Below are 22,541 nucleotides of genomic sequence, written 5' to 3'. Positions count from 1 at the left end.
ATGAATGGTCAAATTGATATTTATACTAATTTACTTTTAAAATTATCAAAAAAAGCTCTTGCTTTAGGAGAGCTTCCTATTAGCGCAATTATAGTAGATCCAGTTAATAAAAAAGTTATATCAGCATGCATAAATCAATCTAAAAAAAATCTTATTTTACATGCTGAGATTAATGCTATTTTAAAAGCTTCAAAATTATCAAATTCAAAAAGATTAGATAAATTTGATATTTATTGTTCTTTAGAGCCATGCGCCATGTGTACCTCTGCAATTTCTCTTTCTAGAATTAGAAGAGTTTACTTTTGCTTAGAAGATAAAAAGTCAGGAGGTTTTATTAATGGTCCAAAGTTGATTTATTCTAATAATTTACATCATAAGCCTAAGTTTTATTATGGCTTTAAAGAAAATATTTTTTTAAATTTAATGAAAAATTTTTTTAAGAAAAAACGTAATTAGCTATTAATTGCTCTCCAGCCAATATCTTTTCTAAAGTATTTGTCTTTCCAGTTAATTTTTTTTAACATGTTAACACATGTATCTCGGGCTGATTTAAGATTTTTACTTAAAGCCGTGGCATTTAAAACTCTACCACCAGATGAGAAAATTCTATTATTTTTTTTAAATGTACTTGCGTGAAATAAATACTGATTATTATTGAGTAGGATTTTTTGTGTACTTTTTATTTCTGATATTTTACTTTGTTTATTAGGATATCCTTTAGATGACGCTACAATTGTCATTGCTTTTTTATTACTCCAATTAATTACTAATTTGTTAATTTGTTTTTTTTTACAAGCTAATATAATTTTTAACAAATCTGTTTTTAATCTCATCATCAAAACTTGGCATTCAGGATCTCCTAGTCGAATATTATACTCAATGAGTTTGGGTTGATTGTTTTTAATAATTAAGCCTGCGTAAAGAACTCCGACAAAAGGGCATCCTAATTTTTTTAGTCCTTTTAATGTAGGTTCAATAATTTGCTGCTTTATTTTTTCCTCAACTTTTTTTGTAATAATATTTGAAGGAGAGTAAGCGCCCATTCCTCCAGTATTAGGACCAGTATCACCTTCGCCTATTCTTTTGTGATCTTGAGCTGTTCCAAAAAATTTATAATTTTTTCCATCCGAAAGTATAAAGTAGCTCGCTTCTTCTCCTGATAAAAATTCTTCAATAACAAATTTTTTAGAACTTTTAAATTTTCCTAGATTAATTTCTTTACATTTTTTCAGTGCTTCAGTTTTACTATTGCAGATAGAAACTCCCTTGCCAGATGCTAACCCATCAGCTTTAATAACAATAGGAGTATTCATTTTTTTTATATACTCATTAACACCTTTCATACTGTTAAAAGATTTATATTGTGCCGTAGGTATTTTATATTTTTTGCAGAGTTGTTTTGTAAAAGATTTAGATTTTTCTAATCTTGATGCCGCTTTAGAAGGTCCAAATACAAAAAATCCTTTTTTTTCTAAGTAATCTTTTATTCCTTTAACTAAAGGAACTTCAGGGCCAACAAATACTATTTTTATATTATTGTTTCTTAAAAATTCAGAAATACTTTTAAAATTAAGAACGTCTATATTAATATTTTCTGCTATTGCGCTTGTTCCAGCATTTCCTGGAATACAAAAAATTTTATTAGTTTGTTTTGATTGTTTTAGTTTAAAACAAATAGAATGTTCCCTACCGCCACTTCCTATAACAGCTATGTTCATATAATAATATAGGTATATAAATTGATAATGAAAAACATACCAGAATTTTCTGTTTCAGAAATTACATCTTTAACAAAAAATATTTTAGAAGAAAATTTTGAAAGAGTGAGAATTAGAGGAGAGGTTTCTAAAATAAAAGAAAACAAAGGACATTTGTATTTTTCTTTAAAAGACGAAAATTTTGTACTGAATGCTATTTGTTGGTCAAGCGCAGTACCACTTTTACAAGTTTTTCCAGAAGAAGGAATGGAGGTTGTTGCTGAAGGAAAAATTACAACATATGCCAAAAGTAGTATTTCAAGTTACCAAATTAAAGTAGATCAAATTGAACTTCAAGGCGAGGGAGCACTCCTAAAATTAATTGAGCAAAGAAAAAAAAAATTACAGGCTGAAGGATATTTTGACGAAGTACATAAAAAACCTATCCCATTTATTCCTAGTAAAATTGGAATAATTACTTCTCCAACAGGGGCTGTAATAATGGATATTATTAATAGAGTTACAGATAGATATCCAACTCATCTTTTAATTTATCCAATTTCTGTGCAAGGAAATAAATCAGCAGGAGAAATTATTGAAGGTATAGAATTTTTTAACACAAAAATTAATGTTGATACAATAATAATAGCCAGAGGAGGTGGAGGAGCAGAAGATTTAATTTCATTCAATGATGAGAAGGTAGTGAAAGCTGCATTTGCAAGCAAAATACCAATTATCTCTGCAATTGGTCATGAAACTGATTTTACTTTACTGGATTTTGTTGCAGATTATAGAGCATCAACCCCAACAGCTGCCGCAGAAAAAGCTGTTCCAGAAAAAAATAATTTAATTGAAAAAATTTTTGCATTACAAAAACAATTAATTTCCGGTTTTAATTTATTTTTAAAAGAGAAAGATAAAAATATTTATCAATTAGTAAAATCATTAAATATTAATAATTTAAAAAATCTTATTAGAGAAAAAAAAGATAAAATTAAAGGTTTTGACAAATCTCTTTTTAATTTATTAAAAAATAAATTTAAATATTTTCAATTAAATTTAAATGGTATTTTTTCTAGATTAAATAGCTTAGATACTAATAGAATTCTAAAAAGAGGTTTTTCAATTGTTAGAGATTTAAATAATAATATTATTTACAAAAAAGATAGTGCTAATAAAAATAATGATATTACAATTGAATTATCAGATGGAAAAATTAAAGCTAAAATTAGTTAAAAATATTTTTTATGAAAGAAGCAAAATTAAAATTTAAACCTGCAAACTTTGAGATTATTACTACAGGTGATTATGTGCTTTGCAAAGTTTCTGGGAAGAAAATAGCTTTATCGGAACTAAAATATTGGAATGTGGAATTGCAAGAAGCTTATTTTTCCTATGTTGAGGCTGCAGAAAGATTTAAACAATTGAATAAAAAATAAATGCGTTTTTTAATTATATTATTTTTATTATTCCAATTAAACTTGGTAAATGCTTTTGAGTTAAATGGAGAAATTACTCAAGGAGCGCTTATCATTGGGAAAGAACAGACCGATAAGTCTATATATGTTAATAAGCAAAAAATAAAATTATCTAAAAATGGTATTTTTGTTTTTGGTATTAATTATAATCAAACAGGAAATATTATTATTGAGTCAGTTGATAAGAACAATCAAGTAATTTCTAAAACTTACAAAATAAAGAAAAGACAATATAAAATTCAAAGAATAGATGGTCTTCATGAAAAAATGGTAACTCCAGATCAAGAGTCATTAGAAATAATAAAAAAAGAAAATAATTTAATTAAAAATGCTCAATTAATTAATTCAGATTTTGAATTTTTTTTATCTGGCTTTAGTAAGCCTATTGATGGTGTAATTTCAGGGGTTTATGGAAGTCAAAGAATATTGAATGGTAAGCCTCGTTCACCACATTTAGGTATTGATTTTGCAGCGCCCAAAGGAACAGAGGTTAAATCTCCAGCAGGTGGATATGTGACCCTTGCTGAGAAAGGTTTTTATTTTACAGGAGGAAGTGTAATTTTAGATCATGGACATGGGGTTTCGACAATTTACGCTCATTTAGATGAAATTTTAGTAAGAAAAGATGAATTAATTAAAAAAGGGCAAGTAATAGGAAAGGTCGGTTCAACAGGTAGAGCCACTGGACCACACTTGCATTTCGGAGTGAACTGGTTTGATGCTAAAATTGATCCAGAATTAATTCTTAAATAATATTTTTATTTCCATCTATCATGGGACCACAGCCAGTGAGCTGGATCTCTTTTTATAAATTCCTCAATTTTTTTATTCATGATTTGGGTAATATTAAAAATATCTTTATCATAATCACTAGTTCTGTTTATTATCAAAGGCTCTTCAATAAAAAATTCAAAATTAGTTTTTTCTAATCTCTTTAAAAATACCGGAATAAGCAATGCATCATACTTAATAGCTAATTGAGCAGGAGTTGTTGTTGTTGAGGCCGGCTGATTAAAAAATGGCACACGAATACTGGATGATAATCTTTGATCAATCATTAATGCTAAAGGACCGTTAGTTGAAATGTGTTTAATTAATTTTTTAGTTCCATTGGAACCTTTTTCTATTTGAATCGGGCAAATATATTTTTTTCTAATAAATTCCATAATTGGATTTAAAAAAATATTATTAAGAGGTCTGTAAATAGCCCCAATATTAAATCCTAATTCTTGCAAACATTTTGCCATTAATTCAAAATTTGCAAAATGACCAGAAAAAAAAACTACTGGTTTATTATTTTTTTTTAATAATTCAAAATTATTTTTATTAGCAAAGACTATTTTTATTTTTTTTTGATCTATTATACTGAATTTATTTATATGGATATATTCTCCAAAAATTCTTCCTATATTTTTCCACATGCGCTCAATCATTTCATTGATTGATTTTTCATTAAGATCTGGAAATGCTATTAAAATATTTTTTTTAGCTATTGTCTTTTTCCTAAATAAAGGACCAAAGTACTTTCCTATTATTTCTCCTAAGTCAGAAGACAATTTAAGACCAATAATTTTAAATATTATAAAAAATATTATTACGATGAAAAATTCTAAAAAATATCTAATAATTTTCATTAAAATAATTTTTTAAGTTTTTCTTCTAAAGATTCTTTTTCAATTAATAGAGTATTCAATTTAGTATAATAAATTTTTTCTTTAAAATTATTATTAATTCTTAGGTAATCTTTTTCAGTCGTTAGCAAATCGCATTTATTATTTTCAGCTTCTTTAGATAAAACTTTATAATTTTTTTCAGTAAATTGAAAATGGTCTGGATAAATAATTTGTTTTATGATTTTTATGTTGTGATCTAGTAAAGTATTAAAAAAGCTATATGGATTACCAATTCCAGTAAATGCTATAAAATTTTTATTCTTTAAAGTTTCAATATTTTCAATTTTGTTTTCAGCATAAATAATCTCAATATTCGGATTTATATTTTTAACTTCCTTTTCAATAATTTGATTTTTTTCTCCTTTAACAATTATGAAGTTAGCTTCTTTTATTGATGTTAATGGCTCTCTAAGAGGTCCAGATGGTATTAAATTATTATTTCCAACCCAATTTTTTGAATCAAAGCATAGAATATTTAGATTTTTAAATATCTGATGATCTTGGAATCCATCATCTAGAATAATGGCCTCATACTTTAATTTTATAATAGTATTTATAGCCTCAGCTCTATTATTTGAAATATATACATGCCCAAATTTATTTAATAGCAATGCTTCATCACCCGTATCCTCAGCTTTTTGATTGGGTATGTTTAATTCATTTAAAAAAATATCTCTCTTACTTTTTCTTCCATATCCTTTTGTTAAAAAACAGACTTTTTTAGATTTATTTAAAATTTTAATTATCTCTATAGCTGCAGACGTTTTACCAGTGCCGCCAATATAAATATTTCCTACACAGATTATAGGAATTTTAAATTTTTGTGTAATAGTAGTTTTTTTTCTTATTATACAAATCAGATAATAAAAAAATGATAATGGATATAATAATATAGATAAAAAGGAATTATTTTTTTTATCCCAAAACTTTGGTTTAATAAAATACATCTTATTTATTAACTATATATTGATCTAATCTTTTAATTGTTGATGATAAAATTTCATCGCCCATTTTAATTATTTTTTCTTTAATATTGTTATTTTGATAATTATTAAATTTTGCTTTTAGCTGATCAATTAATTCGGCCTCAGAATTAATCTTGAAAGCAATATTTTCTTTATTTAAGAAATCATATATTTCGCTAAAGTTATGTACGTGTGGTCCATGAAAAATTAAAGCATTGTTATAAGCAACTTCAATTGGATTTTGCCCACCATGATTAACTAAAGACCCGCCAATAAAGACATATTTTGATGATTTAAGAATTTTTTTAGTATTTCCATATGAATTAATTATTAAAATATCGGTGTTATTTTCAAAATTATCAAGAGTTTCCGCAATTAAAAAATTTAATTTAGCGTTTATAATTATTTTTTTTATTTCAGGAATCCTGTTTATGTGCCTTGGTATAATGATTGTTAATAGGTTAGCGTATTGTGATTTCAAAGATGCATGTATTTTTATACAAAACTCTTCTTCTGTAGGATGAGTGCTTAGAGCTATAAATATTAATCTTTTTTGTATATTTAAATTTTCTTCTTTATTTCCAATGTCTTCTGATGTCACATATTTAAGATTACCTGATATTTTGACATTATTAGTTCCAAAATAATTAAAATAATCAGCACTTTCATTGCTTTGACATAGAATTAAATCGAAACAATTTAGTATTTTATTCATACTATTTTTTATTAATTTCCATTTAATAAATGATTTATTAGAGATTCTTGCGTTTAGTAGGATTATTGGAATATTAATATTTTTTGCGTGAAAGATCTGATTTGGCCATATTTCAGATTCAGTAAAAAAAATAATATTAGGATTCCATTTTTTAAAAAATTTTTTAATAATTTGTGGACTATCAATAGGAGAATATTGATGGATGATATTATTGGTATTGTAATATTTTTTTTGAAAGACTTCATTTGAGCCCAAGGTAGTAGTTGTAACTAGAATCTGGTTTTTTTTTAAATAGTGATCAATTATTGGAAATATACTTTTTAATTCTCCAATGCTTGAGCAATGAAACCACATTAAATAACCATCATTTCTGACTTTAAGTGAAACTCCTAATTTTTCTCGATAGCGTAATGGACACTCTTTTTTTTTTAAAATTCTAAAATAAAGGTAAGGATATAATAGGTAATAGAAGACCGTTGTTATTAAATAATAAGCAATCCTCATTAATTTATAATTTGTTTTTCATATAAGTTTTTGTAGATCGAAGAATTTTTTACAAGAAATTCATGACTGCCTTCATCAACTATTTGACCACTATCAAAAACTAAAATTTTATCGCATTTCATGATCGTTGATAGTCTATGAGCAATTATAATTGTTGTTTTATTTTTAGTTAAATTTTCAATAGCTTTTTGGATAACTGCTTCAGACTCAGAATCCAAAGACGAAGTGGCCTCATCTAATAATATTATTGAAGAATCTTTTAATATAGCCCTTGCTATTGATAATCTTTGTTTTTGCCCTCCAGATAATTTTATTCCATTTTCCCCAATGATAGTTTCATATTTGTTTGGAAGTTTTTCTATAAAATCTTGGGCAGCTGCAAATTTACATGCGTTTATTATTTCATCATCAGATGCTGATGCATTTCCGTATAATATATTAGATCTAATAGTGTCATCAAAAAGTATTACATCTTGACTAACTATTGAAATTTCTTTTCTTAAAGAATTTAAATTTATAGTGTTTATATTTTGGTCATCAATAAGAATTGTACCGTGTTCTAAATTAAAGAATCTTGGAATTAAATTTAAAAATGTAGTTTTTCCAGATCCGCTTATACCAACTAAACCAACTTTTTTTCCACCTTCTATTTTTGCAGATAAATTTTTTAAAGCATGTGTACCATCTGGATATGTGAAGCTGATATTTTTAAACTCTAATGTTGCGTTCTTTAATTTTAAAGAAGGAGCATTTTCATCGTTATAAATCTCATTTTTCTGATCAATTATTTCATATATTCGTTTAGCGGCTGTTACACCTTCTTGTATACCAACATTAATCCCAGCTAATGCTCTAACTGGCTGGTAGGCCAACATTAGAGCAGCTAAAAAAGAAACAAACTCTCCAAGTGTTATGGCGCCTTGCATGCTTCTGTAGCCTGCAAAAAAAACTACAATGGCAATAGCAATAGCAGAAATTATTTCCATTATTGGACCGGCGCCTAATCTTGTTTGTTCAACTTTTCTTATAGCCTTAAATCGCTCATCAATAATCATACTAATCTTTTTTAATTCATCCTCTTCTTTTTGATAGATTTTTATTAACCAAGATCCTTTAATTATCTCACTCAAAAATTTCATAAATTTATCTGAAGCTTCTAGACTTACACGGACTTTTTTGCCCATTTTTTTTCCTATATTTTTTGAAGAAATAGCGGCAATAGGTATCATTATCATAGCTAGCAAACTTAGTTGCCAGTCGTGGTAAAACATTAGTCCAAGCAATGCTATTAATGTAAATATTTCTTTAAATAACGTTACAACCACACCAGTTAAAACTGTAAATAATATAGTTGTGTCATTAGTAAAATTAGACAAATATTTTCCTGAATGTTTTTTAGTAATATGCGAGATGTCAGATAGTAAAAATTTTTGAGCCATTAGAGTTTGAATATTTTTAATTATTTTTATTCCAACTTTAATAGTAATAATTCTTGTTCCGTAAATTGAAAAAGCTTTTATTATAAAGGTAAAAACTATTGCTACAGGGATAAGATATAGCATTTGTTTATTTTTATTTTCAAAAATTTCTTTAATAGCAGGATCTAGTAGCCATGCCGTGGCAGCTGTTGTAAGAGAAGTTAAAATAATAAAAATAAAAGTTATACTTAGTTCTGGAATATACTTTTTAACCTGTGTTTTAAAGATTCTGTTTATAAGTTCTAATTTAGTCATTTATTTTCCCGCAATACTTACGTTGTTAATTCTAATTGTTGGAGAATTAGTTCTAGATTTAAATTCTAAATCATTGGCCAATAGCATTTCTTTGAACATATCTTTAATATTCCCTGCAACTGTGATCTCACTAATTGGATAAGTTATCTCACCATTTTCTATTAAAAATCCAGAACCCCCTTTGCTAAAGTCACCTGTAACACTATTAAATCCAGAGCCAAATAATTCTGTTATATAAACTCCTTTTTTAATATCTTTCATTAAATCTGTTTTTGTTATTTTTCCATTTTCAAAATAACAATTCGTCGTACCACCGCATCGCCCATTAGATTTTTTATTTAACATTTTACTAGAATAAGTGTCTAAAATGATCTCATTAAGTTTGCCTTTTTTTATTAATTCTAATTTTTTACAGTCCACACCTTCAGAGTCAAAATTTCTTGATCCCAATCCTTTTTTTATTAACGGATCATCTATGACATTAATATTCTCTTGAAATAAAATTTCTCCTATATCGCCTTTAATAAAACTTACTTTTCTAGCCAAATTATGTCCAGAAATGGACGTTATTAAATGTGACAAGAAACTCGAGGATACTCTTGGCTCAAATACGGCCGGTCCAGCAAAAGAATTTATTTTTCTTGGACTTAATCTCGCGCTTGCTCTTATAGCCGCTATCCTTCCAATGTCTTTGGGTTTAGTTAAATCACAAAAAAATCTTTTGGATGAATATTCATAATCTCTTTCCATGCTATCCTCTTCTTTTGCAACAACATCGCATGAAACACTAAAGATCGATGATCTTCGTCCATTGGAAAAACCATTAGAATTTTTCAGTATAAAATTTGATTTAGCTTCGGTAAATGAAACTCCATTAGAGTTAAAGATTTTTTTCTGTTTTAATGCTTCAGATTCGCATTCAGAAATATAATCTTTTTTAGCTTCATAAGAGATTATTGAATTGTCAAATAAATCTAAATCAATATGATCTTTTTCAAGATTATTATTGTTAGGCAGACCGCAATATTTATCTTCAGGTGTATTTTTTGCCATTTCGTAACATCTAATAATTGCCTGTTTGATATTATTTTTTGTTAAATTAGAACTGGAGATAGAAGATTTTTTTTGTCCAATATAGGCCGTTAGTCCAATGCTAATATCTTCAGATCTTGTGACCTCTTCAATTTTTCCATTTCTTTGTAACATATCCTCAGAAATTGAATGAGCTACGATTACCTCAGAGTTTGTAGCCCCGATTTTTTTTAATTCATCAATGCAATATTCACCAAGATTATTTAAGAAGGAATTATCTTTAAGCATTATAGATCTCTAAAAAAAATATTAAAAATATTAAGACTCCAAAAGAATTGTTGCTATTAAAAACTATTTGAATTTTTTCTCTATTATTAGATTTTATTTTTTGAATTATTATAACTTGATAGGCCAAATGTAACGCTGCAAGTACTAATAAGAAGAAATATGCAAGAGATCTATTTGTTAAAAATCCTAGGCCAATTAACAAAGTTATTGTTGATATATAGCAAAAAAATAAAAAATTTTTTATATCATATTCAAATTTAATTGCCGTAGATTTAACTTTTATTTTTAAATCATCACGTCTGTCCTGTAAGGCATAAATTGTGTCATATCCTAAAGTCCAAAAAACTCCCGCCATATACAAAATAATAATTTCTATCGTTAAATTTTCAAAGAACACTGACCAACCAAGTAATACACCCCAATTAAATGTAAACCCAAGAAATAATTGAGGCCAAAATGTTATCCTTTTCATAAAAGGATAAGTAAGAATTAATAATCCAGATGACAGACCTAATATTTTAGAAAAATTATTTAACTGAAATAATATTATGAAGGCAGGAATTAGTAGCAATAAAATAATAAGCCAGGCAGTTTTAGTTGTTATTTTTCCTGCAGCTATTAAACGTTTTTTTGTTCTTTGAACTTTGATATCTATTTTTTTGTCTACGATGTCATTATAGACGCAGCCAGCGCTTCTCATGATTATTGACCCAACAAAAAATAGAATAAAGTATTTAATAAATAGATAATTATTAACAACATACCATTGAGTCATTGCTAAACTCCAAGCACATGGCCAGAATAGTAAAAAGATTCCAATTGGTTTATTTAATCTTAATAGGTTGGCAAATTGGTACATTTTGTAAAAATTAGGTAATTTAGTTACAATAACAGTTATGTCTTTAAAAGTAAGAATTTATTTAGATAAAAAATTAAACCTAGATTTAGATTTAATTTTAGAAAAAGAAGATGCTCATTATCTGACGAATGTAATGCGCTTAAGAGTAGGAGATAATGTTTTTTTATTTAACTCTAAGGACGGAGAGTTCAAAGGAGAGATTATTAGTTCTGATAAAAAAAATACAAAAGTAAAATTAATCTCAAAAATTGAAAATATAAGCAAACCAGGAAAAATATCTTTGATATTTTCTTTAATTAAAAGTTCAAAACTAGATTATTTAATTCAAAAGTGTACAGAAGTGGGCATTAAGAGTTTTTACCCTGTTATTTCTGAAAAATCGGTTGCTAAAAATTTAAATGTTAAAAGAACAGAAAAAATCATAAAAGAGTCTTGTGAACAATCTAATCAGTTATCGTTGCCAGCTATTTATGCAGTTGAAAAGTTAGAGAAAAAACTCAAATCGCTTGATAAAAATTCTATAGTTTTTTTTGCAGACATTAACTGCTCCAATGAAAAAATTGAAGAAGTTTTTAAAAATAATAAAAATCAAGAATTTTATTTACTAGTTGGTCCAGAAGGTGATTTTTCATTAAAAGAAAGAGACTTATTAGGCAGTATGAATAATTGCATTCCTATTTCATTAGGACAGAATATTTTAAGATCTGAAACAGCAGCTGTTGCAGGTCTTGCTATATTAAATTCTAAGATTAATTAATTTTGAGTTCCACCAACAGTAATACCATCAATTAAAATTGTTGGTTGACCAACACCAACTGGTACCCATTGTCCATTTTTTCCACATGTTCCAATGCCAGCATCTAACTCCATATCATTACCAACCATTTTAACTTTTGTAAGCACGTCAGGACCATTGCCAATCAAAGTTGCACCTTTTAATGGTTTACCAATTTTTCCATTCTTAATTTCATAAGCTTCAGTACAAGAGAAAACAAATTTACCATTCGTGATATCTACTTGCCCACCACCAAACGCAACGGCATAAATTCCCCTATCAACTGATTTAATTATTTCATCTGGATGATATTTTCCAGAAAGCATATAAGTGTTTGTCATACGAGGCATTGGCATATGTTCAAAACTTTCTCTTCGTCCATTTCCTGTTGGCTGCACATTCATTAATCTTGCATTCAATCTATCTTGAATATAATTTTTTAAAATTCCTTTTTCGATCAGAACAGTTTTATTAGTTGGGGTTCCCTCATCATCAATAGTTATTGATCCTCTTCTATTTTCAATTGTTCCATCATCAACAACTGTTACTTGTTCATCAGCTATTTTTTGTCCCATCAAATTTGAGAATGCTGAAGTTTTTTTTCTATTAAAATCACCCTCAAGCCCGTGCCCAATTGCTTCATGAAGAAGTATTCCAGGCCAACCAGGTCCTAAAACTACTTTCATTTCACCGGCAGGAGCATCAACACTTTCAAGATTAATTAATGCTTGTTTTAAGGCAATATCACAAACTTTTTTCCAATTTAGTTCAGTGATATATTCATCTAATATTTTTCTACCACCTGTTCCATAACTTCCTGTTTCTTTTCTTCCGTTTTTTTCAACCATTACCGAAACATTAAATCTAACAAGCGGTCTTTTATCGGAATAACTTTGACTATCAGGTCTAATAATCTCTATTTGTTGGTACTCAGAAAATATTGAACTTGAAACCTGCTTAACATATGAATTCTTAGATCTTAAATATTTATCAATTTTATTTAATAGATCTATTTTTTCTGAAAAATTTTTTGCTTCAATAGGATTAACGTCTGTGTATAGATATTTATTAGTTTTTTTTGGTCCTGAGTTTATTTTTCCAGAATAATTTTTATTAGCGTCCAGAATTATTTTTGCAGACTTTTTTAGAGATTCTTCTGTTAATTCGTTGGAATGAGAATAAGTTGTAATATCATTATTAACTGATCTTAAGCCATAACCTTTGCTAGAATCGTAACTCGTATTTTTGATTTTTCCATCATCTAATACCAACGACTCTGAAACGGTAGATTCTAGAAATAACTCACCGTCATCACACTTAAAAAGAGTATTATTAACTATTGTTTCTGCTGACTTTCTTGAAATTGAATTTTCTTCTGAAAAAAACTCATTTAGATTTGGGTTCATTTTTAGATAAATTGTCGCAAATTTTTTGTATATATTTGTGATAATAATATAGTTAAATAACTATATTTACAGAGTATATCTTTAATTAATGACAAAAAAATTACTTAATAAATTTTATTTATCTTTAGTGCTTTTTATCTCGCCAAGCACATTGTTCGCAGCAGATAACTGGCAAATGGGTTTTAATGAGTCAGTAACTTCTGTTATGGACGACATTGTTCATCTACATGACCGCATATTACTTCCAATTATAGTTGCGATATCTGTTTTTGTACTTTTTTTACTTTTGTACTCAGCTATAAGATTTAGGGCTTCAAAAAATCCAATACCGTCAAAAACATCACATAATACTTTTATAGAAATTTTATGGACAGTTATCCCTTGTTTAATTTTAATAGTTATAGCAGTTCCATCATTTAGATTACTTTATAAACAAGATGTTATTCCAAAGGCTGACGTTACTATCAAAGCCATAGGTTATCAGTGGTATTGGGGTTATGAATACCCAGATCAAAATATTGCATTTGAAGCCAACATGGTTGAGACAAAAAATTTAAAACCAAATCAACCAAGACTTTTGGAAACTGACAATCATGTTGTTGTTCCAGTTGGTAAAGTTGTTAAAGTTTTAATTACAGCTAATGATGTATTGCACTCTTGGGCAGTTCCATCTTTTGGAGTTAAAAGAGATGCTGTCCCAGGAAGAATAAATGAAACTTGGTTTAAAGCTGAAAAAGAGGGAGTGTATTATGGACAATGTTCAGAATTATGTGGGTCTCGACATGCATTTATGCCAATCACAGTCAGGGTAGTTTCAGAAAAAAAATACAATGAGTGGCTTAAGGAAGCCAAAGCTAAGTTTGCGAAATATCCAGAGAATAATGTTGTTGCAGAAAATTTAAAAAAGGAGAAAAAATAAATGGCTAATACAAGTTCTGATCATTCGCATTATCCAAGTTTTTGGACTAGATGGTTGTTTTCAACAAATCATAAAGACATAGGAACTTTATATTTAATTTTTGCAATTATTGCAGGAATTATTGGAACAGCTTTTTCTGTTCTAATAAGAATGGAACTTATGTATCCGGGAGATGGAATTTTAAAAGGTGATTACCATCTTTACAATGTTCTGGTTACCGGTCACGGTTTGATAATGATTTTCTTTATGGTTATGCCAGCAATGATAGGTGGTTTTGGAAATTGGTTTCTTCCTTTAATGATTGGCGCTCCTGACATGGCATTTCCTAGAATGAATAACGTTTCCTTTTGGTTATTACCTGCAGCGTTTATTTTATTAATCGCCTCTATTTTTGTTGAAGGTCCTCCTGGCGGATTAGGAGTTGGCGGAGGCTGGACAATATACCCTCCATTATCTTCAAAAGCTGGACAGCCAGGACCAGCTATGGATCTTGCAATATTAAGTTTGCACCTTGCTGGAGCCTCATCAATTCTTGGTGCTATTAATTTTATAACTACGATTTTTAATATGAGAGCTCCTGGGATGACGATGCATAAAATGCCTCTTTTTGCATGGTCAATTTTAGTGACTGCTTTTTTATTATTGTTGTCTTTACCAGTTCTTGCAGGTGCAATCACAATGTTACTGACAGACAGAAATTTTGGAACAGCTTTTTTTGAACCCAAAGGAGGAGGGGACCCGGTTTTATTTCAACATTTATTTTGGTTCTTTGGACACCCTGAAGTTTATATTATGATCCTTCCAGGCTTTGGAATCGTTAGCCATATTATTTCAACTTTTTCAAAAAAACCTATTTTTGGATATCTTGGTATGGCTTATGCAATGGTATCTATTGGAGTTGTAGGTTTTGTTGTTTGGGCTCACCACATGTACACAGTCGGTCTAGGCGTAGATACAAAAGCATACTTTGTTTTTGCAACTATGATTATTGCGGTACCTACAGGTATCAAAGTATTTTCATGGATTGCCACAATGTGGGGAGGCTCTATTACTCTTAAAACACCAATGCTTTGGGCTATTGGTTTTATATTTTTATTTACGGTTGGGGGTGTCACAGGAGTTGTACTTGCAAACGCTGGAGTTGATACATCATTTCACGACACTTATTATGTAGTAGCTCATTTCCACTATGTACTTTCACTGGGAGCGGTATTTTCGATATTCGCAGGATTTTATTATTGGTTTGGTAAAATGTCTGGATATGAATATTCAGAAATTTTAGGAAAAATACATTTTTGGCTAACATTTGTAGGAGTAAATTTAATTTTCTTCCCTCAACATTTTTTAGGATTAGCAGGAATGCCACGAAGATACGCTGATTATCCAGATGCTTACGCGGGATGGAACTATATTTCCTCTGTTGGTTCTTATATTTCTGCATTTGGAGTTTTAATCTTTTTAGCATTAGTTGCCCACGCATTTATTAGAGGAAAAAGAGTTCCTGATAATCAATGGGGAGAAGGTGCGACTACGTTAGAATGGACTTTAAGCTCACCACCTCCATTCCATCAGTTTAATGAACTGCCTAAAATTAAATAATTAAATAAAGTGTACAAATCCACATTTGCTAATTATCAAAAAAGTAAAAATATTTTAATTCTTAAAAATTTTTATAATTTAATGAAACCAAGAGTTATGTCTCTTGTGGTTTTTACTGCTCTTGTAGGCTTAATTATTTCAAATAAGCAGGTAGATTTTTTAACATCAGCTTCAGCATTGTTTTTTGTAGCATTAGGTGCGGGCGCGGCCGGAGCACTTAACATGTGGTACGACTCAGAAATTGATGCTGTGATGTCTCGCACATGCTTAAGACCAATTCCGCTTGGTAAAATTTCAAACACACAGGCATTATATTTTGGTGTTTTTTTAAGCTTAATCTCTATTGCAGGATTGTATTTTGTTTCAAATATTCTGTCAGCTTCAATACTAGCTATTACTATCGGTTTTTATATTTTTATTTATACGATTTGGCTAAAAAGAAGAAGTGTTCAGAATATTGTAATAGGAGGAGCGGCCGGAGCATTTCCACCAGTTATAGGCTGGACTATTGCCAATAATAATTTGTCGATTGAACCAATAATTTTATTTTTAATTATATTTTTTTGGACTCCATCTCATTTTTGGTCATTATCTTTATATAAATCTGAGGATTATAAAAAAGCTAAAATCCCAATGCTACCAGTTGTATCAGGCGTAGATTTTACTAAGAAAAATATTTTTGCTTATGCACTTATGTTGTTTCCTATAACTATACTTCCTTTTTATTTTAATTTTGCAGGTTTAGTTTATTTAGTGCCAACTATTATTTTAGGATTATTTTATATTTTTTTAACATTTAAATTATTAAAAACTAATAACAAAAAAGAAACAGCAAAACTCTCAAAAAAAATATTTGCTTTTTCTATTTTGTATTTGTTTTTAATTTTTACGTTATTGTTAATTGAAAGTTTTATTAAATTTTTTTAATGAAAAAAAATTATATCACAGCAATTATATTAATATTATTAGTAATATTCTTTTTTATATTTACAATTTTAAATATAGGAAACGGAATATTTGTTAGACCTTTATGAGCTTGCAAACAAAAAATAAAATTAACCCTATTTATTTAGTAGTTATATTCTTCGTCATGTTAGGATTATCTTATGCCTCGGTTCCACTTTATGAATTATTTTGTAAAGTAACTGGATTTGGAGGAACAACGAAAGTTGCTAAAGAAGTTCCGAATGTTATTATAAATCACAATGTTACAATTAGATTTGATACTAACGTTGCAAAAGGTTTGTTTTGGGATTTTAAAGCAGAAAAAATAAAAATAGATATTAAGCCAGGTCAAGTTTCAACTAATAAATTTATAGTAAAAAATTTAGGAAACGAAACTTCAACAGCGGTTTCAACATTTAATGTCACTCCTGATTCTGCTGGGAAATATTTTAACAAAATTAGCTGTTTTTGTTTTGAGCAACAAACTTTAAAAGGCAAAGAAACAATGGTGTTTGAAATGGCATATTTTATTGACCCAAAAATAGTAGACGACTTATCTACAAAGGAAATTAAGGATATTACTTTATCTTATACTTTTTTTGATGTAGCTAATTTTAAAAAGGATAAAAATTAATGTCAGACAGTCATAAAAAAGGACATGATTATCACCTGGTAGATCCAAGTATTTGGCCGATCACCATTTCTTTTTCTGCAATGATTTTAGCATTTGGAACTGTGTACTATATGCATGCCAAATCTTTTTGGCTTTTATTAATTGGATTAGCTTTAACACTTTATTCTATGTTTATGTGGTTTAGAGACGTTGTTATTGAAGGCGAACATAAAGGCGATCACACTCCGATTGTTCAAATTGGTCTTAGATATGGAATGACACTATTTATAATATCTGAAATTATGTTTTTTGTTGCTTGGTTTTGGGCTTATTTTGATTCAAGTCTTTTTCCCGATGCAGTTATAGGAGGCGTATGGCCACCAAAAGACATTCAGACTTTAGATCCTTGGCATATACCTTTAATAAATACTTTAATTTTGCTTTTATCAGGAACGACTGTGACTTGGGCGCACCACTCCATGTTAGAGAATGACCGAAAAGGATTATTAAATGGATTGTTATTAACGGTAATTCTTGGGGTTATTTTCACTTGTTTTCAAGCTTACGAATATATGGTTGCTGACTTTAAGATTAGCACAGGTATTTATGGAGCGACTTTTTATATGGCCACAGGTTTTCATGGTTTTCATGTGCTTGTTGGAACAATCTTCTTAGCAGTTTGCTACTTTAGAGCAAAAGCTGGGCACTATAAGCCTGATCATCATTTTGGATTTGAAGCTGCAGCGTGGTATTGGCATTTTGTTGATGTAGTTTGGCTGTTCTTATTTGCTTCAATATATATTTGGGGAAGTTAATAGACTGTTTTGTTTAAAATTAAATCATTAGACATATTCTTTATATTTTTTATATTCACCGTTCTCTCTTTGGGAACGTGGCAAGTTTATAGACTGTATTTAAAAAAAAACTTAATTTCTGATTTAGAAAAAAATCTAAAAACAAGTTCAATTAATTTTAACGTAGATATAGATAAAGAATATACAAAAATTTTATTTAAAAAAAAAGATTTAAATACAAAAATATTTTTATATCATCTTAATAAAGGAGAGATAGGTTTCAAAGTTATAGTCCCTTATGAAATTAATAGTTCGTTATTAGTTTTAGTGGATAAAGGATGGATTAGAAAAGATAAGATTAATTTAATAAAAAATACCTTATTTAATGACGATATTATTGAAGGTTATACAAAGAAAATAAGAGAAAAAAACTTATTTACTCCCAATAATAATATTAAAGAAGATTTTTTATATTCAGTTGAGATTGATAATTTGAAGAAATCTCTAAACAAGAATATTTATCCATTATTAATTATTCAAACTTCAAAAACTAACAAAGATATTATTCCTAATGATTATGAGGTTCGTCTGCCAAATAATCATTTGCAATATGCTATAACATGGTATGGCTTAGCATTATTTACTATAATTTTTTTTTTATATTATAGAAAGAAATTTTAATGAAATACATCAGTACTAGAAACAATAAAAAAACTTATAATTTTATTGATACTTTTCTAAATGGGCTTGCCCACGATGGTGGCCTTTATATTCCTCAAAAGATACCGCGCTTATCCAAGTCTGCATTGAAAAGATTATCAAAATTAAATTACAATGATTTAGCTTATGAAATTATTAAGATTTACACAGGCAATACTTTTTCAAAAAATGAATTAAAAAAAATTATAAAAAGGTCTTATAAAGAATTTGACAGTAACAATGTAGTAAAATTTTCAAGAGTAAAAAAATTTAATTTAGTAGAACTGTACCACGGCCCAACTTTAGCTTTCAAAGATATTGCAATGCAAGTGATAGGCAATATGTATGAAACTATTCTTTCAAAAAGCAAAAATAGAATTAATCTAGTTACAGCAACATCTGGTGATACCGGTGCCGCAGCTATTGATGCTGTAAAAAATAAAAAAAATTTAAGAATTTTTGTTTTACATCCAAAAGGAAAAGTTTCTATAACCCAGAGGAAGCTTATGACTACAGTGAATTCAAAGAACGTGTTTAATATTGCGGTTAAGGGGTCATTTGATGATTGTCAAACATTAGTAAAATCAATGTTTAATGATCGTCACTTTAGAAGATCTATTAACATGTCAGGAGTTAACTCAATAAATTGGGCAAGAATTGTTGTTCAAATAGTTTACTATTTTTATTCACATTTTCGTTTATCTGAAAAAAATAAAAAAAGTGTTTTTTCAGTCCCAACAGGAAATTTTGGAGATATTTATGCTGGTTATATTGCTTACAAAATGGGCTTACCTATATCTAAATTAATTATTGCGACAAATGAAAATGATCTTTTATATAAATTTTTGAAAAATGGAATTTATAGGCCGTCAAAAGTAAAATTTAGTATTTCCCCAAGTATGGACATACAAGTGGCGAGTAACTTTGAAAGATTAATTTCTTCTTACTATAAAAATAATTCTAAAAAAATATCGGAGTTAATGAAGCAGCTTAATAGCATGGGTTTTTATAAGATAGATCGGAATATTTTAAATAAAATTAAAAATATTTTTTATTCCAAGTCTGTAAATGCAGATAATACTAAAAACACTATTAAATCAGTTTATAAATATAATAATAAAATATTAGATCCGCATTCCTCCGTTGGATTAAAGGCTTTGGAAGATTATTATTTAAATCATAGCAAAAAACCAGAGAATCTATTTTGTTTAGAAACCGCACATCCCGCTAAATTTGCAGAAACTATTTATAAAATATTAAGGAGAAATCCAAAGATCCCTAGTGAAATTAGTAAAAATCTTAAAAAGAAAGAATTTTATAACGTGTTGCCTAATAACTTAAATAAAATTAAAAATTATATAAGAGCTAATCGTTTGCATTAGCGGCGTTCCTTGCAAGAATATCTACTTTGTTATTATATTCGTTTATAGAGTGAGCTTTTACCCAGTTCCAAGTAATTTGCTTTTTACTAATTACATTATCTAATTTTGTCCAAAGATCTTTATTTTTTACATCTTTTTTGTTGGAATTTTTCCAATTATTTAATTTCCAATTATTAATCCATTTTTCAATGCCGTCTTTGACGTATTTAGAGTCTGTATAAATCTTTATTTTTTTATCTTGTTTAATTTTCAATAAAGCATTTATAGCCGCAGTTAATTCCATTCTATTGTTTGTGGATTCTTTTTCAGACCCAAATATTGTCTCTTCTTTGTTATCATTAATAATTACAGCGGCCCAACCTCCTTTTCCAGGATTACCTAGGCAAGAACCGTCTGTATAAATTATAATCTCATTCATTAAATAAAATATTCGTTAAAATTTTTAATAGTTGAATGAAACTCAATTTTTTTAAAGTACTCAAAAGGGTCTTTAATTTTAACATCTGCTTTATTATCAGTGTTATAAAAATCATATAGCCTTGTTAAAAAAAATCTCATAGCTGCACCCATACAAAGAATAGGTAAATATTTTTTTTCATCTTCACCCAACGCTCTTATTGATGAATATCCATCTATAAGATTTTTGGCTTTTGTCATATTGAATGTAGAATTGTTATCAAAACATATAGAGTTTAAGCAAATTGCTATTTCATAAGCAAAGAAATCGTTGCACGCGAAATAAAAATCTATAATTCCCGAAACTTTATTCTTTGTAAAAAATATATTATCTGGAAATAAATCTGCATGTATAATCCCTTTAGGTAAATTTTTAGGCCATTTATCTTTTAAAAAATTTAAATAATTATTAGTTTTTTTAATAATAGATTCGTCTAAATCTATTTTTTTTTTAATAGTTTTTTCAAAAATATTTTGCCAACTTTCAATAGATAAATTATTTTTTCTACTAATTTTAAATTTTTTTGTTATCTCGTGTAATTGCGCTGTTATTTTTCCTATTTCAAAACAGTCTTCACTAGTTATTTTATTCTTAGATTGTCCATTTAAAAAAGTTACTAAAGCAGCATTTTTATTCTTAATTTTATTAATTTTTTCATTCTTTTTATTTGCAATGGGTTTTGGGCAAGGAAATCTATTATCTGATAAGCTAGACAGCAATTTTATAAAAAACGGCAAATCATTTTCATCAACTCTTTTTTCATAAATAGTAAGAATGTAATCTTGTTCTGATGTTTTTATAAAATAATTTGTATTTTCTACTCCCTCTGTAATTCCTTTATAATCTTTAAAGTTATTAATATTGTACTGCTCTAAAAATTGCTCCACTTCTGGATGTTCTAATTTAGTATATACAGCCATTATTTAATGAGCATTGTAGGAAGTTTAAAAGAAACCTTTTCAACTGAAGTAATTACTTCTTCAAGTTTAATATTGGTAATACTTTTAATTTCTTTAATTAAATTCTCAACTAATATTTCGGGAGCTGAGGCGCCAGAACTAATACCTATATTTTTAGAATTTTTAATTTTATCAACAGGCAATGCTTGATCAGAATGCATCAGGATACTTTCCTTGCAACCAAATCTTTTTGCAACTTCTACTAATCTTTGCGAGTTAGAAGAGCTCTTGCTACCAACAATTAAAAATAAATCACATTTTTTTGCAATTTGTTTAACAGCTTCTTGGCGATTTGTAGTTGCATAACAAATGTCACTTTTAATTGGTTCTTTTATTGAAGGATATTTTTTTTTCAATAAGGATATAATTTCCAAAGTATCATCTACTGAAAGAGTAGTTTGCGTGATATATGCAAATTTATTATTTTTAATTTTTGGAAAATAACTATCTACATCGTCTTTATTTTCAATTAATGTAATATAATTACTATTTATTTGTCCTATAGTTCCAATTACTTCTGGGTGGTTTTTATGACCAATAAAAATAATATTAAACTCTTCCTCTGCTAACATTTCAGCCTCCTTATGAACTTTTGTAACCAAAGGGCATGTTGCGTCTATATAAATAATGTTATTTAATTTTGCTTCATTAATTACTTTTTTAGGAACCCCGTGAGCTGAGAATATAACAGGTCTAGATTTATCTTTTATTTCAGAAAGCTCTTCAACAAATATTGCTCCAAGCGATTTTAGATTTTCAACGACAAATTGATTGTGTACTATTTCGTGTCTCACATAAACTGGAGCTCCAAATTTATTAATAGTTTTTTTTACGATTTCAACTGCTCTATCTACGCCCGCACAAAATCCTCTTGGACTTGCTAGAAATACGTTTACAATTTTCTGTTCCATTAAATTTTTAAATATTGAACTTAGTATTATATTAGGAAGCTTTATAGAGACCAAACCAATAAATATAAATAGTATCTATAAATTCACATCTAATTAAAGTTAATTTTTTGTTCATTGAAATAACTTAAGATACAATTT

Annotated in this window: 23 protein-coding genes; 12 read left to right on the top strand and 11 right to left on the bottom strand. The window is 28.1% G+C overall.

The window, feature by feature from the left end; all coding sequences use genetic code 11:
• Positions 1 to 456: a nucleoside deaminase gene (locus tag AC8GER_RS04425; RefSeq protein ID WP_029167640.1), complete on the top strand. Its 456-nt coding sequence runs from the start codon at positions 1 to 3 to the stop codon at positions 454 to 456.
• Here AC8GER_RS04425 and purD read toward each other — a convergent pair.
• The gene (purD, locus tag AC8GER_RS04420; RefSeq protein WP_506597658.1) at positions 453 to 1,718 is read right to left on the bottom strand and encodes a phosphoribosylamine--glycine ligase; all 1,266 of its coding nucleotides are present in this window, start codon (positions 1,716 to 1,718) and stop codon (positions 453 to 455) included. The genes AC8GER_RS04425 and purD overlap by 4 nt on opposite strands.
• 27 nt (positions 1,719 to 1,745) lie before the next feature.
• Between purD and xseA the strand changes: the two genes are divergently transcribed.
• From xseA to AC8GER_RS04405, 3 genes are read left to right on the top strand one after another with little or no spacing between them, the layout of a single operon-like run.
• Positions 1,746 to 2,933, top strand: coding sequence for an exodeoxyribonuclease VII large subunit (xseA, locus tag AC8GER_RS04415; protein ID WP_506597657.1), 1,188 nt, complete (start codon positions 1,746 to 1,748; stop codon positions 2,931 to 2,933).
• Between the two features lie 11 nt (positions 2,934 to 2,944).
• Positions 2,945 to 3,136 carry a DUF2093 domain-containing protein gene (locus AC8GER_RS04410; protein WP_029167643.1) on the top strand — a complete coding sequence of 64 codons (192 nt, stop codon included), beginning with the start codon at positions 2,945 to 2,947 and terminating at the stop codon, positions 3,134 to 3,136.
• Positions 3,137 to 3,928, top strand: coding sequence for a M23 family metallopeptidase (locus AC8GER_RS04405; protein WP_506597656.1), 792 nt, complete (start codon positions 3,137 to 3,139; stop codon positions 3,926 to 3,928). It abuts the gene before it with no gap.
• Positions 3,929 to 3,933: 5 nt separating this feature from the next.
• Here AC8GER_RS04405 and AC8GER_RS04400 read toward each other — a convergent pair whose 3' ends face one another.
• From AC8GER_RS04400 to ubiA, 6 genes are read right to left on the bottom strand one after another with little or no spacing between them, the layout of a single operon-like run.
• Positions 3,934 to 4,809 (bottom strand): lysophospholipid acyltransferase family protein, encoded by an 876-nt coding sequence (locus tag AC8GER_RS04400; protein ID WP_506597655.1) that lies wholly within the window; start codon positions 4,807 to 4,809, stop codon positions 3,934 to 3,936.
• Positions 4,809 to 5,795, bottom strand: coding sequence for a tetraacyldisaccharide 4'-kinase (gene lpxK / locus AC8GER_RS04395; RefSeq protein WP_506597654.1), 987 nt, complete (start codon positions 5,793 to 5,795; stop codon positions 4,809 to 4,811). Before lpxK ends, AC8GER_RS04400 begins: the two co-directional genes overlap by 1 nt.
• A 1-nt stretch (position 5,796) precedes the next feature.
• Positions 5,797 to 7,032, bottom strand: a complete 1,236-nt coding sequence (locus AC8GER_RS04390; RefSeq protein ID WP_506597653.1) for a 3-deoxy-D-manno-octulosonic acid transferase — start codon at positions 7,030 to 7,032, stop codon at positions 5,797 to 5,799.
• Positions 7,032 to 8,765, bottom strand: a complete 1,734-nt coding sequence (locus tag AC8GER_RS04385; protein ID WP_506597652.1) for an ABC transporter ATP-binding protein — start codon at positions 8,763 to 8,765, stop codon at positions 7,032 to 7,034. The genes AC8GER_RS04390 and AC8GER_RS04385 overlap by 1 nt, the downstream gene beginning before the upstream one ends.
• Entirely contained in the window at positions 8,766 to 10,085 is a 1,320-nt protein-coding gene (locus tag AC8GER_RS04380; RefSeq protein WP_506597651.1) for a TldD/PmbA family protein, read from the bottom strand.
• Complete coding sequence (gene ubiA / locus AC8GER_RS04375; RefSeq protein WP_506597650.1) at positions 10,078 to 10,944, bottom strand: 4-hydroxybenzoate octaprenyltransferase; 867 nt, start codon at positions 10,942 to 10,944, stop codon at positions 10,078 to 10,080. The genes AC8GER_RS04380 and ubiA overlap by 8 nt, the downstream gene beginning before the upstream one ends.
• 37 nt (positions 10,945 to 10,981) lie before the next feature.
• Here ubiA and AC8GER_RS04370 point away from each other — a divergent pair, with 37 nt between their 5' ends.
• Positions 10,982 to 11,701, top strand: coding sequence for an RsmE family RNA methyltransferase (locus tag AC8GER_RS04370; protein WP_506597649.1), 720 nt, complete (start codon positions 10,982 to 10,984; stop codon positions 11,699 to 11,701).
• Here the strand turns inward: AC8GER_RS04370 and tldD are convergent.
• Positions 11,698 to 13,125, bottom strand: a complete 1,428-nt coding sequence (gene tldD, locus AC8GER_RS04365) for a metalloprotease TldD (RefSeq protein ID WP_506597648.1) — start codon at positions 13,123 to 13,125, stop codon at positions 11,698 to 11,700. The genes AC8GER_RS04370 and tldD overlap by 4 nt on opposite strands.
• Before the next feature lie 88 nt (positions 13,126 to 13,213).
• Between tldD and coxB the strand changes: the two genes are divergently transcribed.
• From coxB to thrC, 7 genes are all read left to right on the top strand, one after another.
• Positions 13,214 to 14,044: a cytochrome c oxidase subunit II gene (coxB, locus tag AC8GER_RS04360; protein WP_506597647.1), complete on the top strand. Its 831-nt coding sequence runs from the start codon at positions 13,214 to 13,216 to the stop codon at positions 14,042 to 14,044.
• Entirely contained in the window at positions 14,045 to 15,643 is a 1,599-nt protein-coding gene (gene ctaD, locus AC8GER_RS04355; protein ID WP_506597646.1) for a cytochrome c oxidase subunit I, read from the top strand.
• 9 nt (positions 15,644 to 15,652) lie between these two features.
• On the top strand, positions 15,653 to 16,570 hold the full coding sequence (locus AC8GER_RS04350) for a heme o synthase (protein WP_029166979.1): 918 nt from the start codon (positions 15,653 to 15,655) through the stop codon (positions 16,568 to 16,570).
• Between the two features lie 103 nt (positions 16,571 to 16,673).
• A complete protein-coding gene (locus AC8GER_RS04345; RefSeq protein ID WP_506597645.1) occupies positions 16,674 to 17,222 on the top strand; it encodes a cytochrome c oxidase assembly protein in 549 nt (182 codons plus the stop codon).
• Complete coding sequence (locus AC8GER_RS04340; RefSeq protein WP_506597644.1) at positions 17,222 to 18,016, top strand: cytochrome c oxidase subunit 3; 795 nt, start codon at positions 17,222 to 17,224, stop codon at positions 18,014 to 18,016. Before AC8GER_RS04345 ends, AC8GER_RS04340 begins: the two co-directional genes overlap by 1 nt.
• A gap of 69 nt (positions 18,017 to 18,085) precedes the next feature.
• Entirely contained in the window at positions 18,086 to 18,676 is a 591-nt protein-coding gene (locus AC8GER_RS04335) for an SURF1 family protein (RefSeq protein WP_506597643.1), read from the top strand.
• Complete coding sequence (gene thrC / locus AC8GER_RS04330) at positions 18,676 to 20,076, top strand: threonine synthase (protein WP_506597642.1); 1,401 nt, start codon at positions 18,676 to 18,678, stop codon at positions 20,074 to 20,076. Before AC8GER_RS04335 ends, thrC begins: the two co-directional genes overlap by 1 nt.
• On the opposite strand, the gene rnhA is transcribed toward thrC, so the two are convergent.
• Genes rnhA through ispH form a run of 3 tightly spaced genes read right to left on the bottom strand, consistent with a single transcriptional unit; the run spans position 20,060 to position 22,403 of the window.
• On the bottom strand, positions 20,060 to 20,494 hold the full coding sequence (rnhA, locus tag AC8GER_RS04325) for a ribonuclease HI (RefSeq protein ID WP_506597641.1): 435 nt from the start codon (positions 20,492 to 20,494) through the stop codon (positions 20,060 to 20,062). The genes thrC and rnhA overlap by 17 nt on opposite strands.
• On the bottom strand, positions 20,494 to 21,453 hold the full coding sequence (locus tag AC8GER_RS04320; RefSeq protein ID WP_506597640.1) for a homoserine kinase: 960 nt from the start codon (positions 21,451 to 21,453) through the stop codon (positions 20,494 to 20,496). Before AC8GER_RS04320 ends, rnhA begins: the two co-directional genes overlap by 1 nt.
• On the bottom strand, positions 21,453 to 22,403 hold the full coding sequence (gene ispH, locus AC8GER_RS04315) for a 4-hydroxy-3-methylbut-2-enyl diphosphate reductase (RefSeq protein WP_506597639.1): 951 nt from the start codon (positions 22,401 to 22,403) through the stop codon (positions 21,453 to 21,455). Before ispH ends, AC8GER_RS04320 begins: the two co-directional genes overlap by 1 nt.
• Positions 22,404 to 22,541 lie beyond the last annotated feature (138 nt).

It is taken from the genome of Fontibacterium abundans (SeqCode), assembly GCF_965235095.1.
Lineage (GTDB): Bacteria > Pseudomonadota > Alphaproteobacteria > Pelagibacterales > Pelagibacteraceae > Fontibacterium > Fontibacterium abundans.
This window is presented reverse-complemented; position numbering and strand designations above follow the sequence as displayed.

Coding starts and splice junctions, on each gene's coding strand:
- AC8GER_RS04385 (WP_506597652.1), bottom strand. CDS start 8,765: ATGACTAAATTAGAACTTATAAACAGAATCTTTAAAACACAGGTTAAA.
- AC8GER_RS04370 (WP_506597649.1), top strand. CDS start 10,982: ATGTCTTTAAAAGTAAGAATTTATTTAGATAAAAAATTAAACCTAGAT.
- AC8GER_RS04320 (WP_506597640.1), bottom strand. CDS start 21,453: ATGGCTGTATATACTAAATTAGAACATCCAGAAGTGGAGCAATTTTTA.
- xseA (WP_506597657.1), top strand. CDS start 1,746: ATGAAAAACATACCAGAATTTTCTGTTTCAGAAATTACATCTTTAACA.
- AC8GER_RS04405 (WP_506597656.1), top strand. CDS start 3,137: ATGCGTTTTTTAATTATATTATTTTTATTATTCCAATTAAACTTGGTA.
- ispH (WP_506597639.1), bottom strand. CDS start 22,403: ATGGAACAGAAAATTGTAAACGTATTTCTAGCAAGTCCAAGAGGATTT.
- lpxK (WP_506597654.1), bottom strand. CDS start 5,795: ATGTATTTTATTAAACCAAAGTTTTGGGATAAAAAAAATAATTCCTTT.
- ctaD (WP_506597646.1), top strand. CDS start 14,045: ATGGCTAATACAAGTTCTGATCATTCGCATTATCCAAGTTTTTGGACT.
- AC8GER_RS04340 (WP_506597644.1), top strand. CDS start 17,222: ATGTCAGACAGTCATAAAAAAGGACATGATTATCACCTGGTAGATCCA.
- tldD (WP_506597648.1), bottom strand. CDS start 13,125: ATGAACCCAAATCTAAATGAGTTTTTTTCAGAAGAAAATTCAATTTCA.
- AC8GER_RS04400 (WP_506597655.1), bottom strand. CDS start 4,809: ATGAAAATTATTAGATATTTTTTAGAATTTTTCATCGTAATAATATTT.
- purD (WP_506597658.1), bottom strand. CDS start 1,718: ATGAACATAGCTGTTATAGGAAGTGGCGGTAGGGAACATTCTATTTGT.
- rnhA (WP_506597641.1), bottom strand. CDS start 20,494: ATGAATGAGATTATAATTTATACAGACGGTTCTTGCCTAGGTAATCCT.
- ubiA (WP_506597650.1), bottom strand. CDS start 10,944: ATGTACCAATTTGCCAACCTATTAAGATTAAATAAACCAATTGGAATC.
- coxB (WP_506597647.1), top strand. CDS start 13,214: ATGACAAAAAAATTACTTAATAAATTTTATTTATCTTTAGTGCTTTTT.
- AC8GER_RS04390 (WP_506597653.1), bottom strand. CDS start 7,032: ATGAGGATTGCTTATTATTTAATAACAACGGTCTTCTATTACCTATTA.
- AC8GER_RS04425 (WP_029167640.1), top strand. CDS start 1: ATGAATGGTCAAATTGATATTTATACTAATTTACTTTTAAAATTATCA.
- AC8GER_RS04380 (WP_506597651.1), bottom strand. CDS start 10,085: ATGCTTAAAGATAATTCCTTCTTAAATAATCTTGGTGAATATTGCATT.
- AC8GER_RS04345 (WP_506597645.1), top strand. CDS start 16,674: ATGAGCTTGCAAACAAAAAATAAAATTAACCCTATTTATTTAGTAGTT.
- thrC (WP_506597642.1), top strand. CDS start 18,676: ATGAAATACATCAGTACTAGAAACAATAAAAAAACTTATAATTTTATT.
- AC8GER_RS04410 (WP_029167643.1), top strand. CDS start 2,945: ATGAAAGAAGCAAAATTAAAATTTAAACCTGCAAACTTTGAGATTATT.